Origin of the sequence: Streptomyces sp. Ag109_O5-10, assembly GCF_900105755.1 — a bacterium.
In the GTDB taxonomy this organism is placed as follows: domain Bacteria; phylum Actinomycetota; class Actinomycetes; order Streptomycetales; family Streptomycetaceae; genus Streptomyces.
In genome coordinates this window covers 15,673-31,833 of the sequence record NZ_FNTQ01000002.1, presented here as the reverse complement: position 1 = coordinate 31,833, position 16,161 = coordinate 15,673, and the positions used below count along the sequence as shown (strand labels likewise).

Annotated in this window: 21 protein-coding genes; 3 read left to right on the top strand and 18 right to left on the bottom strand. The window is 71.6% G+C overall.

Going from position 1 to position 16,161, the window contains the following annotated elements; translation table 11 throughout:
• Positions 1–9: 9 nt before the first annotated feature.
• From BLW82_RS42795 to BLW82_RS42725, 17 genes are all read right to left on the bottom strand, one after another.
• The gene (locus tag BLW82_RS42795; RefSeq protein ID WP_093508611.1) at positions 10–474 is read right to left on the bottom strand and encodes an RRQRL motif-containing zinc-binding protein; all 465 of its coding nucleotides are present in this window, start codon (positions 472–474) and stop codon (positions 10–12) included.
• 189 nt (positions 475–663) lie between these two features.
• Positions 664–885: a hypothetical protein gene (locus BLW82_RS42790; RefSeq protein ID WP_093508610.1), complete on the bottom strand. Its 222-nt coding sequence runs from the start codon at positions 883–885 to the stop codon at positions 664–666.
• 112 nt (positions 886–997) lie between these two features.
• Positions 998–1,498, bottom strand: coding sequence for a hypothetical protein (locus BLW82_RS42785; protein ID WP_093508609.1), 501 nt, complete (start codon positions 1,496–1,498; stop codon positions 998–1,000).
• 77 nt (positions 1,499–1,575) lie between these two features.
• Positions 1,576–3,726, bottom strand: coding sequence for a chromosome segregation protein ParM (locus BLW82_RS42780; RefSeq protein WP_093508608.1), 2,151 nt, complete (start codon positions 3,724–3,726; stop codon positions 1,576–1,578).
• Positions 3,727–3,810: 84 nt separating this feature from the next.
• A complete protein-coding gene (locus BLW82_RS42775) occupies positions 3,811–4,239 on the bottom strand; it encodes a conjugal transfer protein TraB (protein ID WP_093508607.1) in 429 nt (142 codons plus the stop codon).
• A 19-nt stretch (positions 4,240–4,258) separates the two neighbouring features.
• A complete protein-coding gene (locus BLW82_RS42770) occupies positions 4,259–6,433 on the bottom strand; it encodes an ATP/GTP-binding protein (protein ID WP_256216276.1) in 2,175 nt (724 codons plus the stop codon).
• Between the two features lie 157 nt (positions 6,434–6,590).
• Positions 6,591–6,824: a carbohydrate ABC transporter gene (locus BLW82_RS42765; protein ID WP_093508606.1), complete on the bottom strand. Its 234-nt coding sequence runs from the start codon at positions 6,822–6,824 to the stop codon at positions 6,591–6,593.
• Positions 6,821–7,306 carry a hypothetical protein gene (locus BLW82_RS42760; protein ID WP_093508605.1) on the bottom strand — a complete coding sequence of 162 codons (486 nt, stop codon included), beginning with the start codon at positions 7,304–7,306 and terminating at the stop codon, positions 6,821–6,823. The genes BLW82_RS42765 and BLW82_RS42760 overlap by 4 nt, the downstream gene beginning before the upstream one ends.
• A 121-nt stretch (positions 7,307–7,427) precedes the next feature.
• Positions 7,428–8,951, bottom strand: a complete 1,524-nt coding sequence (locus tag BLW82_RS42755; protein WP_256216275.1) for a DUF2637 domain-containing protein — start codon at positions 8,949–8,951, stop codon at positions 7,428–7,430.
• Between the two features lie 281 nt (positions 8,952–9,232).
• Positions 9,233–9,412 (bottom strand): DUF5999 family protein, encoded by a 180-nt coding sequence (locus tag BLW82_RS42750; protein WP_305729069.1) that lies wholly within the window; start codon positions 9,410–9,412, stop codon positions 9,233–9,235.
• Positions 9,413–9,603: 191 nt separating this feature from the next.
• Positions 9,604–9,780, bottom strand: coding sequence for a hypothetical protein (locus BLW82_RS44810; protein WP_093508602.1), 177 nt, complete (start codon positions 9,778–9,780; stop codon positions 9,604–9,606).
• A gap of 2 nt (positions 9,781–9,782) precedes the next feature.
• Entirely contained in the window at positions 9,783–9,914 is a 132-nt protein-coding gene (locus BLW82_RS45995; RefSeq protein WP_256216274.1) for a hypothetical protein, read from the bottom strand.
• A complete protein-coding gene (locus BLW82_RS42740) occupies positions 9,914–10,192 on the bottom strand; it encodes a hypothetical protein (RefSeq protein WP_093508601.1) in 279 nt (92 codons plus the stop codon). Before BLW82_RS42740 ends, BLW82_RS45995 begins: the two co-directional genes overlap by 1 nt.
• Before the next feature lie 150 nt (positions 10,193–10,342).
• Positions 10,343–10,546, bottom strand: a complete 204-nt coding sequence (locus tag BLW82_RS42735) for a hypothetical protein (RefSeq protein WP_093508600.1) — start codon at positions 10,544–10,546, stop codon at positions 10,343–10,345.
• Positions 10,547–10,650: 104 nt separating this feature from the next.
• On the bottom strand, positions 10,651–11,037 hold the full coding sequence (locus BLW82_RS45990) for a hypothetical protein (RefSeq protein WP_256216273.1): 387 nt from the start codon (positions 11,035–11,037) through the stop codon (positions 10,651–10,653).
• Between the two features lie 207 nt (positions 11,038–11,244).
• Positions 11,245–11,409: a hypothetical protein gene (locus BLW82_RS44805; RefSeq protein ID WP_177233365.1), complete on the bottom strand. Its 165-nt coding sequence runs from the start codon at positions 11,407–11,409 to the stop codon at positions 11,245–11,247.
• Positions 11,410–11,510: 101 nt separating this feature from the next.
• Entirely contained in the window at positions 11,511–12,299 is a 789-nt protein-coding gene (locus BLW82_RS42725) for a hypothetical protein (RefSeq protein ID WP_093508599.1), read from the bottom strand.
• A gap of 480 nt (positions 12,300–12,779) precedes the next feature.
• Between BLW82_RS42725 and BLW82_RS42720 the strand changes: the two genes are divergently transcribed.
• The 3 genes from BLW82_RS42720 to BLW82_RS42710 all read left to right on the top strand — a co-directional run bounded on the left by BLW82_RS42720 (position 12,780) and on the right by BLW82_RS42710 (position 15,311).
• The gene (locus tag BLW82_RS42720; RefSeq protein WP_093508639.1) at positions 12,780–13,538 is read left to right on the top strand and encodes a GntR family transcriptional regulator; all 759 of its coding nucleotides are present in this window, start codon (positions 12,780–12,782) and stop codon (positions 13,536–13,538) included.
• A 181-nt stretch (positions 13,539–13,719) separates the two neighbouring features.
• Positions 13,720–14,751, top strand: a complete 1,032-nt coding sequence (locus tag BLW82_RS42715) for an AAA family ATPase (RefSeq protein WP_177233364.1) — start codon at positions 13,720–13,722, stop codon at positions 14,749–14,751.
• Positions 14,748–15,311 carry a phosphotransferase-like protein gene (locus tag BLW82_RS42710; protein WP_093508598.1) on the top strand — a complete coding sequence of 188 codons (564 nt, stop codon included), beginning with the start codon at positions 14,748–14,750 and terminating at the stop codon, positions 15,309–15,311. The genes BLW82_RS42715 and BLW82_RS42710 overlap by 4 nt, the downstream gene beginning before the upstream one ends.
• Positions 15,312–15,318: 7 nt before the next feature.
• On the opposite strand, the gene BLW82_RS42705 is transcribed toward BLW82_RS42710, so the two are convergent.
• Entirely contained in the window at positions 15,319–16,161 is an 843-nt protein-coding gene (locus BLW82_RS42705) for an NAD(P)-dependent oxidoreductase (protein WP_093508597.1), read from the bottom strand.

Genomic DNA, 16,161 nt, shown 5'->3' with positions numbered 1-16,161 from the left:
CCTCTCGGGTCAGGCGGCGAGCCGGTGGGCGGCGGCCGCGGGCAGGGTGTAGGTGGTCGGGTCGGCCGGGGTGCCGTCGTGGCACTCCAGGCACGTGCCGAGCGTCTTGAGCGGGAGGCAGTAGATGTACCGGCGGCCACACGGACCGGGGCACGTTTGCCTGGCGGCCATCGCACGGTCCAGCGCCCACTCCTGCGCGAGCGTCGGAATCCGCTTGGGCACGGCCTGGTGCACGTCGTACAGGTAGCCGCGCATGGGATGTCGGCATGACCACTGCGGGGTGTAGCGGCAGTGAGCGCAGCGCAGGATGCCGACCGGTTCCTGTCCGCCCTTGGCCAGGGCGCGGTCCCGGAGCTGGCGGCGGGTGAGGAGGTGGTCGGGGCAGGCGCCCCGGTCGTACTCCGGCAGTCCCTGCGCGCCGCGCAGTAACCGCACTGTCTCGTCACGGCGGCGGTGCTTCCTGGTGCGCGGCATCACCGCCTCCAGGTGGCGGGCAGTGGCAGCGGGCGGTGCGGGTAGCGGGGGCCGGGGCGCTGCGGGCGGGGCCGGCCGATCCGGCGGCGCGGGCGGGGAATGAGCACGGTCGGGTTCCTCCGGGCGTCGGTGAACAGGCCGCGCCCCCGCCGGCCTTGATGGTCGGCGGGGGCGCGGGCGGTAACCGGGTCAGGGATGGGCGGGGGCCGCGTGCGTGCGCTGCGGGCCGGGCGTGGTCGGCGCGGGGGTGCTGTGGGCCGGCCGTGGCTGCTCCGGCTGGCCGGGGGCGGCGTGCAGGTGGCTGCCGATCCAGTAGCCGATCAGCAGTCCGGCGACGCCGTAGACCTTGTGCCGGTTCGCTTTCCACCAGGTCGGCGGGGTCGGCTCCGTCAGCACGCCTATGACGGCCACGGGTTCTCCGTTCTGTTGAGGGGGCGGGGTGGTGGTGCGTGAGGCCGGGCGGCCTGTCCGGTCCTCGCCCGCCCGCCGGGGCAGAGGGCGAGGGCCGGGCGGGGTGCCCGGATCAGCGGCTGTCGTGGCGGCTGCGGTTGACGGCGAGCACGCCCTTGGCGGTGTTCGTGGTGGTGGTGCTGAGGTCCTGGTGGACCGGGCCGGAGTAGTGGTGGTGGTGCTCGGTGTGGACTCCCTTGAGGCGGCTCAGCAGGGCGCCGGCGGCGAGCAGGATCGCGACCGGGGTGAGTCCGCCGATGGCGAGGTTTACCGGGTTGACGGCGTCCAGGGTCCACAGGACCAGGCAGGTGATCCCGCCGACGGGGACCGAGGCGACGCTCCCGGCCAGCATGACGGTGCTGACGTCGACGGCGCGTTGGCTCATGGGCGGGCGGCCCTGCTGTGCGACGGGCGGGGTGCTGCCGTACGCGGGGAGCGGGTTGGTGTCCCGGTAGGACGTCACGGCCGGGACGGGCGGGGGCGTGTCGGGGCGGTAGGCCTCGGCGATCAGCCGTTCGGCTTCAGCGGCCGCGGCGGCGGGGGACAGGGGCTGGGTGGTGGGGTCGTACGTCACGGCGAGTCTCCATCCGGGGCAGGAGCGGGCGCGCCCTCCCCGGCCAGAAAGGCGGGGGAGGGCGCAGAGGGGAGGGGTCAGGTGTTGTTGAGGGACTTGATGGCGTCCAGTGCCTGGCGGGTTGAAGTGACCTTCGGCGTGCGGCTGCTGGACTCGGCTCCGGGCTTGCCGTCGCCCTTGCCGCCTCCCCCGCCGCTCCCGCCGCGGCGGCGGGAGTTGCCGTGGCCGCCGTCCTCGTCGGGCTCGGGCCAGAACTCGCCGGGCCGCATGGGCTCGTTCCAGTCGAACCACAGGCCGCGCTTTTCCAGCTCGCTGATCTCGTAGTCGGTGAGCCGGGTGACCTCGCTGGGGAACAGCTCGGAGAGGTCGGTGTCGAAGTCCGCGTACAGCGACCGCATCAGGACGGCGCGGCCGTTGTCGAGGACGATGACGGCGACGCCGCCCGTGGAGACGCCGTTCTCCGGGTCGGCCTCGCCTCGCATGGCCCGCTCGATCGCGGAACCCTCGCTGCGGGAGTAGCGGGCCGGGATGGTCGGCACGTCGTAGGCGTTCTCCATGGTGCCCTCCGCCGCCTTGCGGGTGGCGCCGGGCGAACCCATGTTGAAGATGACCGGCCTCGAGTTCTGCCGCAGGTTGTCCTTCATCTCAGTGGAGAACCCGTTGTGCGCGAACGGCGACTGGCCTGCCGGGTTGAAGCCGATGCCGTACTTCAGCCCGGTGACAGTGAGGTCCTCGCCGTCCTTCTGGATGAACTCGCCGAAGTCCGCGTCCTGCGCCGCGGTCATGAACTCGTCGCCGTAGACGTTGAGCTGCCGGTAGGGGCAGCGCGGGTCGCCCGGCTTATAGTCGTGCGGCTGGCCGTCGTGCGGCCAGGGCATCTCCGCCCTGATCTCGCACAGCGCCTTCGCCGCCCGCAGCGAGCGGGCCATCCACAGCGCGTTCGAGCCCTGCCGGTCGATGTACCGGCCGAGCACGCTGGTCTTCTCGTCCTTGCGGACGGTGCCCAGCCACACCACCTGTCCGTCCAGGGACTGCGCGGCCATGTGGATTGCGAAAAACTGCGTCTTGCCGGACCGGCTGACCCCGAGGGTCAGGCCGTGCGCCGCGGCGTTCTTGTCGTGCTGGTACACCATGGTCTTCACCGGCTGGCCGGTGATGGTGAAACCGCACACGTACATGCCCTTGGCGTCCGGGGTGAGCAGCTCGCGGGTGGCGGGGAAGATCTGCGACAGCGGCGGCCGGTCGAAAATGCTGATCAGGAACTCGGCTCCGTCGATGAGGACGAACGCGCAGGAGTCGTCCTCGGGCAGGTTCAGCGCGCGGCAGACCTTGGCGAGGTCGATGCGCGGGGTGTCGGTGGTGTCGGTCATCTTCGCCCGGTAGAACGTGACGCCTCGTTCCTTGTCGCGGCTCTTGTGGACCAGTTCGGAGCCGGGAGCGCCGCCCTTGGGTCCGGCGACCCGGTCGGCCCACTGTTCACGGGCGGTGGGTGCGGTGCGGCGCCGGGCGTTGGCGTCGGGGGTGATGTGAACTTCCATCCATCCCGGGCCGCCCTGCCGTCCGCTCTGGACGGCGACGTCTGCGAGGACGACGTCCTGGGAGGACACCCCGAACGCGGCGGCGACGGCGGCCTCCGTGAGGCCGGTGATGGGGCGGCCGGTCTCCACGGCGCGCAGCAGGAGGGTCAGGTCGTGGGGCATGCCCGGGTGCGGGACGGCCTTGACGATGTGGGTGCGGGCGGGGTTCCCGGCGTTCTCCCACAGCATCCGGGTCTCGCGGGTGAGCAGGTTCGCGCCGTCGTCCGGCGCTGCCGGGCCCTGCTGCTCGGGCTCGGGTGCGGCGGGCGCCAGCTGCGGGGCTGGGGTGGCGAGGGCGGGGCGGTGGCGGCGGCGGGCGTGCCGGGAGAACGGCATCACCAGCCAGCCGGCCGCCGCCCATCCGGCGGCAAGCAGGCCGTCCATCCAGTACGGACCGAAGCCGGGGGTGTGTGCGGCGGCGACGTCGACGGCGGCGGCCAGGACCAGCGGGGACCAGCGCAGGATCTTGCGTCCGGCGCCGGGCTCATCGCTCTTGGCGGCCAACAGCCAGCCGCCGAGTCCGGCGACGCCTGCGAGTTGGATGACCTGGTTGACGGGGCTGTCGGGGTAGAGGTTCGGGGCCACGGCCAGCGCGGGCGCGGCGAGGGTGTAGGCGAGGCGTTCGAGCGTGACACTGCGCGGCGTGGTCACCGGATCTCCGTTCGGGGCAAGCAGGACGGGCGGCCCCGCGGTGTGCGGGGCCGCCCGTGGCGGGGTGGGTTGGGGAGTGGGGGGTCAGCGGTTGAAGAACCCGGGCCGGGGTGTCTTCTCGCGCCGGTTGGAGCGGAGTTCGTCCAGACCGGCGTACAGCTTGGAGTGGGTGCTGCGGGCGCTGTAGGCGAGGTCGGCGGTCTCCTGCGCGGTGCTCTGCAGCTTGTGCACCTGCTGTCCGGCGCCGCCGAGCGCGGCGCCGACGTTGGAAGCGAGGTCGACGTGCGTCGGGTCGAGGCCGGCGTTGGCGATGTCGGCGGCAATGTCCTCGGCGAACTGCGCGTTCTCCTTGATGCTGCGCACCAGGGTTTCCAGGTCGCTGCCCGCGCAATCCAGGGCGGCGGCGAGGGCGCCGAGTTTGGCCTGGACGGCCTTGTAGCGGTTGTCGTCGTCGGCCGGAGCGGGCGCGGCGCTCGTGCTGCTGCCCGGGCTGCTGGGTTCGAGGTCGCTCATCAGGGTCCTTGTCGTGTGCTCAGTCGTGGTGAGCGGCGGCCGACGCGTACGTGAGGCCGGCCTCTTCCTTGGCGGCCATGTCCTGGCCGTAGACGCGGCCGACGATCTGGGCTGCGATCTTGGCGGCCTCCAAGGCCATGCCGCATTCGGCCGCGCAGACCTCGGTCTGCCGCTTCATGCGGCCCGCTGCGTCGGCGAGATCGGCGATCAGGCTGGTGACGGCGGTGTCGATGTTGTGGTCACCGATCAGGTCGGCGGCCATCTCCCGCAGGGCGTCGGCGACCTTGTCGAGGGCCTCCATGAGGGTTTCGGCCCGCTCCTGGTCGGCGGCGGCCTGGAGCGCGATGTTCGTCATCCGCACCAGGAACTCATCGAACGTGATGTCCGTGCGGTGCTGAGCGGCCAGACCGCCCTGCCCGGACGGCCGGGTGACTTCCGTGCTGCTCACGCTGGCGGTGCTCCCTTCACTGCTGACAGGCCGGCTGGTGCCGGGCCGCTTGATCTCCTGCTGCGGGATGGACGGTTCGCGCCGCTTCCTCGGGGCGCGCGGGAGGCCGGCGCGGCGGGCCCGCCACGTTCCGAAGGGGTCGCCGGGGTCGTCGACGATGACCGCGTCGACCACGTCGTCCTCGCCGGGAGGGCGAGTACCGGTCCGGGGCGGGCGGCCGGGCCATTCCGCCGTCGGGGGCGTACGGTCCCGGCCGAACGGGCTGCCGGTACCGCCCTCGGTGCCGCCGTCGTCCTCGCCGGGTGCGGGCTTGCCGAAGAAGTCCCGCCAGGACCGCTTCCCCCGCTCCTCGTGCGGGCCGTCGCCGGAGCCGTCAGAAGGGCCGTTCTGGGCCTTACCGGCCGCGTCCGGGCCAGGATCACCCGCGCCGCCCGCAGGGCCGTCTGACGGCCCGCCAGAGGGCTTGTCCTGCGCCTTCGGCGGGGTCTCGCCCGCATCCTTGTCCTGGGGCTTGTCCGCGCCGTCCTGCGGTTTGCCGTCGGCGTCGGCGCGGCGCTTGTCCCAGCGGCGTTGCGCCTCCTCGGCGACGGCCTCGCCGAACGTGGTGCGGCCCTCGCGGTCCGCCGAACGTGCAGCGTCCTTCGTCTCCCGCTCGCGTCGGCGTTCCTTCTCCGCGCGGCGGGCGGCCTTCTCCTTACGGCGCTGTGTCCGCTCCTGCGCACCCCGCCTCAGGTCGCGTTCCTGGTCGCGGTCCTTGGTGCGGTCGGCCAGGCCGGCGGCCTGCCGGTCAGCACGCCGCTGATCACGGGCGGCCTGGCGGGCAGCCCGGCGGTCCTGCTGGCCGCGGGCCCGTTCCGCGCGTGGGCTGACCGCCGGGTCCCGGCCCGAGCCGCGCCCGCCACCGGGGCCACCGCCGCCGGGGCCACGGCCGCCGGACCTGTTCGACCCGCCGGAGCCGGAGCCGTTGCCGCTGTTCTTCCGGCCGCCATCGGCTCGGCCGCCGGAACCCCGGCCGCCGGAACCGCTGTTGCCGGGCCCCCGGCCGCCCGTGCCCTTGCCGCTCCCGGGGCCCTTGCCCCCGGAACCGCCCGACGGGGAGCGGGCCGAACCGCGGCCTGCTCCACCGCCGCCAGGGCCACGGCCGCCGCCGGGCTTGCCGCCGCCAGCTCCGGACGATCCGCTGGAGCCGCGCCCCGAACCGGATCCGCCGCCCCGGCCGGATGCGCCGCCGCGGCCCTTGTCCGCACCCAGCCCGGACCCGGACCCGCCCGTGCGGGAAGCCTGCGCTTTCAGGTGCGCGGCACGGAGTTTGTTGTGCGCCTCGGCGAGGCTGGTCTCACGTGAAGTCCGCGCCTCCAGAAGCGCGACCTTCCGCGCGATTTCCGCCTCACGGAATGCAGCCTCACCGTCGTGGCGCTCCCGCGCGATGTGCAGCCGGAGTTCCAGCCAGTCCCCGAGACGATCGGCGAGAGAACGGGGCTGCTCATATTCCCCTTCCTCGTATTCTCCTTCCTCTCCGTCAGTCGGGTCGGGGGTCCGGATTCCATCCGAGCGGAGGTAATTCTTCGGGTCCGGGGCCGCCGGAATACGGGGGATTTCCAGCGTGGTCTCTTCCTCGGATTCCGGGGGAATGTCCGGGGCGGGGAAAAGACGGCTGGGGTCCGCGAGGTCGGGCGGTCGGTTCAGCACCGTGTCCGGAGCGGGGAAATTGATCAGCCTTCCAGCGCTCTCGTCGTCCTCCGACACGGCTCACCTCCAATCTCGATCAAGCCTTGACGTCGGGTCACTGCCTCGCGTACGCGTGTGCGCGCCTGCGTGAGCGCGTGCCTGCGCGTCTGCGCGTTGGAACCGCGGAAGGGGGCCGCCGCGGACTGCGGCGGCCCCCTTCCGCGGGTGCGGCTGGTTACTGGGTGTGCTTGGCGTAGACGGCGTTCAGATCGTGGGCGATGGCCCGCAGCTTCTGAACGTCTCCCTTTTTCAGCGCCTTTTTCCCGAGCGTCTGAATCAGCATCACCAGAAAGTAGAAGGCCCCGAGGTCCTCGCCGTGAATTCGGACGAATCTGTCTCGTTGGCCGACCAGGTGCTGATGGGAGCGATGCGCCTTGATTTCGGACCGGAGAAGGGGGCGGCCGCTCACGCGGATTCCCGGTTCCGTCCGAGGTCGTAAATGGACGCAGGACCACTATAACCATGTCCGGGGGCCTGCTGTCCACCCTGCGGATAAGGATTCTGCGCGGCCTGGATCTGCGGATTCTTCTTTCGCGCCTTTTCCAGCGCCTTTTGCTGCCTTTCCTTCGGCAGCTTGTTGACCTTTTCGGAGAATGCGTGCCGCTTGAACGCGGTCTTCTCCAGGTCGGCGGTGAGCCCGTGCACGCGCTTGAGCACGCTCTGGAGGGAGCGCTCGACCGGCAGGGCTCGCCAGCGGGCCTCACCCCAGTGGTCCCCGTCCAGGTGAGTGCCCCGCAGGTGCACGCGGGTCTCGCGGGCCAGGAGCTCCAGGTTGTCGCCGATCTCCAGCAGGACCCGCTGAACATCGGCCAGGTATCGGGCAGTTGCCTCCGGGGACTGCGCGACGTCGCGCAGGGGAGAGGGGCGGTTCGTCGGGTCGGTGCTGTTCACGGTGGGGATTCCTCCTGGTGTACTGGGGATCTGTGACTGCTTCCGGCAGTCGCGGCGAGGGCCAGCCCAATTGCGGTGGGCTGGCCCTCACTGGTGTGTGCCGGACGGTGGTGCGTGTGGGTCACTGCTCGGGGCGGTAGCCGTCCGCGAGCAGGTCGGCAGCCTCCTGGCGGTACTCGGAGGCGGTGCCGGCCGACGTGACACCCAGCTCGCGCTGGATCGCTGCGAGCGGCAGCTGCTCGGCGATGCCGTCGGCGGCGAGGATCATCCGGGCGACCTTGCGGACCGCGCGCTGGCGGGGAGTGAGTCGGGCGGCGTCCTCGGCTTCGACCGCGCGCCGCTCGGTTTCGGCGGCAGCGAGCCGCTTTTCGGCGGCACGCAGTTCGGCTTCGGCTTCACGCTCCCGGGCGTCCTGCGCGTTGGCCCGCGCGGTCGCCGCACGCTCCTCTTCGTCCGCTGCCAGCCGGTCGATTTCGGCGGCGCGGCGGCGCGTTTCGCGGGCGGCCTCCTCGATTTCGGCAGCGGCCTTGTCGGCTTCGGCAGCGCGCTTGCGGGCCTCGGCGATCTCGGCTGTCTCGATCGCCTGCGTCTGCGCGGCGGCGGCCCGGTCGGCCTCCGCCGCGAGCCTCCGCTTCTCGGCTGCCTGACGTTCCAGGTCGGCCGCGCGGACGTCGGCGGCGGCAGCGGCCTCGCGTTCATCGGCGGCCTTACGGTCGGCGGCGGCCTGGCGGGCGCGGGCCTCGGCGAGCAACGCGGTCTCCAAGGCGGCCTCTTCCTGCTCGGCGGCCCGCTCAGCGGCGTTGACCTGCGCACGGGCGTGGGCGCGGGCCTGGCCGGTCTCGGCGTCCACGCGGGCGCGGACAGTCTCCAGGCGGCCCGCCGCCTCCAGCCGGGCGGCCTCCGCCCGCGCCTTGGCCTCTTCCTGGCGGGTCTCGGCCTCCAGGCGCCGGCGCTCGGCGTCCTCAGCGCGTTCCTGCGCCTCCCGTTCCTGCCGTTCGGGCAGGGCCAGGGCCTCGGCGACGGTGTAGCCGTAGGCGGCCATCGTCATCGGGAGGCGTTCGTCCTCGCTCGCGTCCTTGAGGTCGCCGTTGTACTTACGGCGCAACCACTGCTCGTAGCCGATGAGCTCCTGCTCACGGCGGATCATCTCCGGGTAGGAGGTGACCCCGTACAACCGCATCCGGCGGTAGATCCGCGGGGTGCCGATCGGGCTGAGGATCCAGCGGTGCAGCGGAATCCGGTCGGTAGCTGTACCCGCTTCGAGCTGCGCCTTTGCGATGAACAGGCGCCGGGCGGCCTCCACACCGATCACGAACAGGACCGGCATGACGCCGTGGCTGGCGGCCCGGACCGGATCGGCGCCGATCTCGCCCTGCGAGGACGCGTTGAACCACACGGTCGCGGCCGTCATGGCGTGCGCGGCCATCCGCAGCAACGGCCACGGGGTGCTCTTGCGGATCAGGTAGAGGTCCAGCGCCAGGAACGCGATGATCGACGCGTCCACGCCGACCGGGAACCACGGCGCGAGCCCGTGGCTGAATCCCCAGCTCAGCGCCACTTCGGAGAGGGTGCTGTAGGACATCGCGAAACCGATGACACCGACCAGCGTGCCGCCGAGCGCAGCGGCCACCGACAGAAGGGTCATCAGCCGGTCACGGCCAGGCTTGATCGGGTTCCGGTTGACCGTCTGCGAAACGAACTCCGGCGCTCCCGAAACGCGGCCGGGCGCGTCCGAAACGGCGGTCGGTGGAGCCGAAACGGGGGTGTCGGGTGCCGCCTGGCGCGGCACTTCGGTGATCGTCATGGGGGCCTCCGGGAGGGGGTGTCCAGGGCGCTGCCGAAACGGCTCCGTGTGCTCCCGAAACGCGATCGGGTGGGGTCGAAACGGCGGCCGGTGGAGCCGAAACGGCTCCGTGGCGGGCGGTGTCAGACGGGGCGGTGCGGTGCGACGATCTGGCCGTCGGGCAGCAGGTCGCCGGTGTCGTCGAAAGCGATCAGGCCGTTGCAGAGCAGGCTCCAGCCCTGCTCCGGGTGGGAGGCCACCACGGCGGCGGCCTCCCGGTCCGGGCTGTCCGCCGTCGGGCACGGCACGGGGTGCCGGCACAGCGAGCGGGGCAGGCGGTCGGTCGGGGTGGTGGGGGACAGGGTGGGCATCAAGGCCTCCCGGCGGGGGCGTTCGGGCGCGCGGGCTGCGCGGCTCCCCTGGACCGCGCCCGGACTGGCCGCCGACGGGGCGGGGCCGGGCCGGGCGGGTCAGGCAGTCGGCAGAGGTGGCGGTGCCGGACTGGCGGAAACCGTCAACGCCGTTGCTGGCGCAGACGGTTGAGGTATGCGTCCTGGAGCGCCGTGAACCGCTCGTACAGCTGCTGGCCGGTGCGGCAGCGGCTGGTGTCGGTGCACGACGTGCAGGTGGCGCGGTGGGTGCGGTACGCGGTGTGCGCGGCTTGGTAGCGGGTGTACAGGTCCTCGGGCACGGTCAGTGCCCGGCGGCCTTGCAGGCGTCGCAGACGCCTCCCGACCAGCCCTCGAACCGGCCGCCGCACTGCGAGCACTGACCGGACACGGCCAGGACCAGACGTAACGCGGCAGCGATCATGCGGTGTCGCATCAGGCGCCCACCGTCCCGGCGGGGACGGCCGCGGCCCGCTGCAACTGGCCACCGCACGGCCCGCACAGGGTCCAGCGCCCACACAGCCCGCACGCGTCCTGTTCGGAATCGTCCAGGGCGACGGCGGCGAGGCGGGCGCGCATCTCGGCGACGGTGCGCGGTGCGCGCCGCTCAGCGGGGATCCGCGCGTCCTGCTCGCGGACCACCGCCAGGAGGTGCTGGCCGAGACGCCGGTTGGCTTCATCGGTCGTGATCGTGCGTGTCATGCTGTCAGCCACAGGGACTCCTTCCCGAGTTCCTGTACTGGCGGCCTCGGAGGGTCAAGCTCCGGGGCCGCCGCCTGTGACTGGCCGGACGGCCAGCCACGGCCCGTCTCCCGCTCCCACCCGCCGGTGGGCGGGAGGCGGGAGGCGGACCGTGGCGGATCGTCAGGCGGTCGGCGTGTCCTCGGTGAGGACGAACCCGGCGCTCTTCCAATCACCCAAAGCGCGGGCTTGCTCGCGCCCGAGGGCAACGTGCTGTGCGGGGGTGGTGGCGGTCGTGCTGCGTGCGGAGATGTCGGCAAGCCGGGCCTCGGCATCGGCCCGGAGCGCGGCAGCGTCCTTGATCTCCTTGCGACTGAAGCAACCCATTACAAGCTCCCTTCGTGTCGACTGGCCGGACGGCCAGCCACGGCCCGTCCCCCGCCCCGTCCGTCGGTGGGCGGGGGGGGCGGGCGGCGGACCGTGGCGGATCGTCAGGCGGCCTGCGCGAAGGCAGCCGGGTTCCGGCCCTCGCGGACCAGGTGATCCGACGTCGTCCAGGTGTCGCCGACCGCGTACGGCTCGGCATCGGCGCGCATGATGTCGCGGACGATGACCGCCCACAGGGCGGTGCGCTTGAGCAGAGCGCTCGCACGCTCGGGGTCGCGGATGACCGCCAGGACCTCGTACGCGCTGATGCTGGTCTGGTAGATCGCACCGACCGCGCGGGGCCCGATCTCCTGGTCGACGCGGGCGTCGCGCTGCGGGTGCGGGCGCCCACCGACCGGGGCCGGCCGGTCCGGCGTCTTCTCGTGCGGGAGCGGGCGCTTCGGCAGCGGCGGGCGGGAGTCCAGGGCGGGAACGGCTGTCATGCTGGGCATGTGGTGGGTCGTCCTCTCATACAGGGTGACCTGCGACAGGACCCCCGGGCGGCCACCCTGGGGTCCATCGCATCCCGCGCCTTCCAAATTTGGAAGGAAACGTTCGATCGGTTCGAACGGCGGGAGGTGCGCGTCCTGCGCACTCCGCCGGCCACCGCGCCCCGGTCATGGCGGGCGCGGTCGGCGACGGGCAGCGCAAGCTGCGACTCAGGCACCGATGAGGCGGGCCTGCTCAGTCAAGTCGTGGATGCGGTCAGCGATTTGGGCGCGCTCGCTGCGGGACACGCCCTCCTGGACCAGCCGATTGCGAGCGGCGGCCAGCTGGTCACGGACGCGCTGTTGCGGGGTGCGGGGGTCGGTCGGGACGGGCATGTCGGCCTCCGTGTTCGGGAGTCGGCTGTCGTACGAGCAGCCGCGGCCCCGGCCTCCCCGATCGCTCGGGATGGCCGGGGCCGCGGTTGTTCGTCCGGGAGTCAGCTCGCCGGGTGCGTGGGGTGAAGGGTGGTGAGCGGGACTGCGGGGCTGTCCGTCGGGGCGTCTCCGGCGGGCAGCTGCGCGCGCAGCGTGTCGGCCTCTCGAACCGTCGGCAGCACGCTGGCCCACTGCGAGGCCCGCTGCGTGGACACACCCGCCGCGTACTGGCGGTCGAACCGGCGCCGCTCCTGGGCGAAGAAGTCGCGGACGGCACGGCGGCGGGGTTCCTGGCGGAGCAGGCGGAGGAAGGTGACGGCGAGGCGTTCGCCGTCGTGGCAGGGCAGCGGCAGTCCGTCGCGGCCGGTGATCTCGCCCTTGCAGGCGCGGCACTGCTGCTGGTGCTGCCGGAACACCTGTCGGACGGTCTCTGCGCTGAGCGGCGCGGGTTTGAGCTGGCTGGCGGCCGGGGCGGACGTGGCCTTGGGCTTGGGCAGAACCTTGGTGGCGCGGCGGGAGGCGGTGGTCGGGCGGGCCTCGATCAGCGTCGTGCGCCAGTCGTCGACGGCGATGTCGATGGTGACTCGCCGGTCGCTGCCAGCCGTGCAGCGGCGCGGGTTCGGAGTGCCGGCGCGGTCGGTGTGGTGGGGCACCAGCTTCGGCGTGCCGTTCATGCCGGTGATCGGGCACCAGGTGCGGCACTCGGGGCAGACCATGTGCTCCCGGCCGGGAGCGAGGTCGATCTCGTTGGCCGCGAGGGCGGAGGCGACGATCGGCGGGAGGGGGTTGACCTTCTTGGTGCGGGTCTTGCGGCACCGCTTGCGAGCCGTCGGGGCGGCGGTCGTGGTCACGATGACTCCTCGGGTCGGAGGGACGGAACGCGTCGCGATGCCTTCTCCGCCCGCCAGGACGCACAGGCCATGGCCCGGGGGTCCTGATGGACGGACAGCACATCTGCGCTGCTTCGTGCTCCACAGGAGCCATGACCCGGGGGAGTTGGTGGTGCCTCACCCCGGCCCTCCCCGACTACTAGGGGAAGGGGCGTCCTGCGGCCTTGCAGTGGGAAACCGACGTTCCGGCTCCCTCATCCGGCGCCGCTGCAGAAGCGGTTCCGGGTGAGGGAGCCGGGCTCGTAGCACACCCGGCGAGCACCTCGTTAACGAGGTTGCGGGTCCCAGTAGAGACCATCCTCGCTACCGATGTCAACGACTTCGTTATCGAGGATGGAATTTTCCGGTATCCTGTCCCAGCCGCCCCGAACCCGCTACGGCGCCCCGCAGGGCACCTCGATAGCAACCACCCATAGGATCGTTATCGAGGTAGGGAGACAGATGGCAGCAGACGAGACCGGCGCACAGCCCACCAAGGCCCAGCAGATCGCTGACGAACTGAAGGCGGCGATCGAGCGGGGCGACTACGGGCCTGGTGATCGCCTGCCGGGAGAGAAAGCGCTGGCTGAGCAGCACGAGGTTGCCGGCCTCACTGCCCGTACGGCACTGAAGAGCTTGCGCACAGAAGGCCTCATCGAAATGAGGAAGGGAGCCAGCCCTCGTGTCATGTCGTTCGAGCCCATTCGGCGCCACGGCATCAAGCGACTGGCCCGCGACCAGTGGGGAAGCGGAAAGACGATCTGGTCCGCAGACGAACGACTGCCGGATGTCGACCAGATCGCTGTCTCGGAAAGCGTCACCCCTCCGCCCCACATCAGGGACGTGCTTGGGCTGACTCCTAGCGAGATGGTTTGCGTACGGAGCCGTCGGTACCTGATGGACGGACGCCCTGTCATGGTCGCTGAGTCGTATTTGCCCCAGTCGCTGGTTGAGGGGTCTCCCATCACGCAAGCCGACACCGGCCCTGGCGGGATCTACGCTCGCCTGACAGATCTTGGCCACGCACCAGCGCGCTACCGAGAAGAGGTCCGGGTACGCATGCCCACTGTCGGCGAGGCGGCCCGCCTCGCCATCCCCGCTGAAAGATCGGTCATCAAGCTGGCCCGCACAGCCTTCGACGCTGAAGGGCGAGTCGTAGAGATCAACGAGATGACCATGGATTCGGCCGCGTACGTGCTGGACTACGAATTCGATGCCTAAGCACTTCAACTCCGGCACGGAGGCCTCCACCTGATAGCTCGTTCTGTGGGGGCCATCACACCCGGCGGAGGCTCGGAGGAACATCACGAACAGCTCGTCACTTCGGTGCACGAGTTTCTCAACACGTTTTCAACGAGTAGCTACACACGGGTTTTCGGGGCCCGCGCTTAGGCTCCGGATCATGGTGAAGACGGAGGCTGACGGGGTGGGTAAGCGCGCAGGGTGGCGCCCGGACAAGCTCAGAGAGCATCGGGAGCGGCACGGGCTGACGCTCGAGGAAGCCGGCGAGCGGCTACGGCTGGTTGCCGAGCAGGCCGGGCTGAAGGACGTGCCGGCCGCGAACCCCCAGACTCTGAGCCAGCACGAGACGGGCGAGAGCTACCCCGGGCCGCCGTACCGGCGGGCCTACTGCCTGTTGTACCGGGCGACCGAGCCGTCGCTCGGGTTCCGGCCGGCGCTGCCCGGTGAGGAGACCAAGTTCGAGGTCACCCCGCTTCCTGAGCAGCGGAATGGTCTGCACGTGATAGCTGTCGAGCGGGCGTTGACGCGGATCGCGGACGGGGACGGGTTCGACAGCTACAGCTGGCAGCAGCGGGTGATGGAGGCGTGGAAGCGCCGTCGTACCGGTGGCGATCCGCACAAGCCGTGCGTGGTGCTGGTGGGCGGGTTCGCGGGCTCCGGCAAGACCGAGTTCGCTCGGTTCTTGACGCAGTTGACGGGCTGGCCGCTGGTCGACAAGGACCCGTTGACGCGGCCGCTCGTAGAACCGCTGCTGACCGCGCTGGGATCGCAAGCGCACGACCGGCATACCGACCTCTACCGGGAGAAGGTCCGGCCCGCCGAGTACGCCGCGCTGATGCAGGCCGTCTACTCGAACGTCTCGTGCGGCATCAGCACCGTGGTGACCGCCCCCTTCATCGCTGAGCTCACGGACCAAGCATGGATGGAGCGCCTGATCAACCGGTGCGCGTCGCACGGCGTCGACGTGGCGCCGATCTGGGTGCAGTGCGATGTGGAGTCGATGCACGAGTACATCTCGCACCGCGGCGCGGCCCGGGACGCCTGGAAGCTGGAGCGGTGGGAGGAATACATCGCCACCGTCAACGTGAACCTCCGTCCGGTCGTCCCGCACCTGGTGGTGGACAACCGGATGGGGGGCGCGATCTCGCTCGCGGATCAGGCCCGGCAGGCGATCGGGGCGGTGGCGGTATGAAGCACGGCGTCGTCCTCTACGGGCCGCCTGCCGCGGGCAAGGACACCGTCACCCGAGCTCTGGCCCACCTCGCCTCTTCTTACCGGCAGTTCAAGCGCCTGAAGGTCGGATCGGGCAAGCGCGACGGCTACCGGATGGGCACCGCCGAGCAGCTGCTCGCGCTGGAGGCCGCGGGCGACGTCGTCTATGCGAACCGGCGGTACGGCAACACCTACGCGGTCGACCGGCCCGGGCTCGCGGCGGCGTTCGCGGCCGGGGTGCCGGTGCTGCACCTCGGGCAGATCGACGGCATCCGAGCCGTGGTCGGCGGCTACCCGGCGCTCTGGTCGACGGTGCTGCTGTGGTGCCCGAGGGAGGTGACCGCGCACCGGTCCGAAGCGCGGGGTGACCGCGATACCGCCGCGCGGCTGGCGGCGTGGGAGGCGACGCAGGAGGACCTGGACGCGCACCGGGACATGGTCTGGGACCTGACCGTGGACACCTCGTCGGTCTCCCCGCAGGAGTCGGCGCGGCTCATTGAACAGCTGCTGGTGCAGCGGGTGGGAGCGGCGTCGGTATGAGCGTGGGCTACGGCTGGGCGAGCCTGTCGAGGGCGTCGGTGAGCGTGAGCTCGGCGTCGTCCTTGGCGTCGTTCCAGCGTGCCAGCGTGGACGCGGCCGCGCGCAGCATCTCCGGGGGGAGGCCGGCCGCGGCGAGCGCGTCGGCGACCTCTTCCATTTCCGGGCCCCACCGCCAGGCGCGGGCCGCGGTCTTGGCGATGTATTCGGGCTCGGCGAGGTACGAGTCGCTGCGCCGGGCGGCGACCTGGAGGAGCTCCTGGTCGACGCCGTGCTGGTGGGCGAGGCCGACCGAGAGCGCCACGAGCACGCGGGAGGTCTTCTGGAAGCTGGCGTACGACAGTTTCAGCGCGGACGCCTTCCCGACCTCCGTGCCCAAGATCCCCGTCTGCACGTCAGTGCCGGCGAACAGCGCGTCGACCTCGGTGACCGCGGCAGTAGGGCCGGACAGGAACAGGGTCGGGCTCTTGCCGCCCACCGGCGGGGAACCGATGACGCCTCCATCGACGACGATCGCCGTGGACCCGAGCAACTCGGCGATCCGCACAGTTCGCTCGGGGTTGATGGCGTTCGCCTCCACGTACACGCCGGTGAAGCCGTGCTCGGCGACCTCGTGGGCCAGCTCCTCGGCAGCGGCCGGCGGGCAGAGGCTGAGGACGATGTCGCTGCGGTCCAGCAGCTCCGTCAGCGTGGCCATCCCGGTCAGGGCGAACCGCTCGGCGCGCGCGATGGTCGCGGGGCTGCGTCCGGCCTCGCACCACAGGACCGTGTTCGCGTTCGTCGCGGCGCAGGCGGCGACGGCGGCGCCCATGCTGCCGGGGTGCAGGATGCCGACAATCGGCTGGTGGGGCAT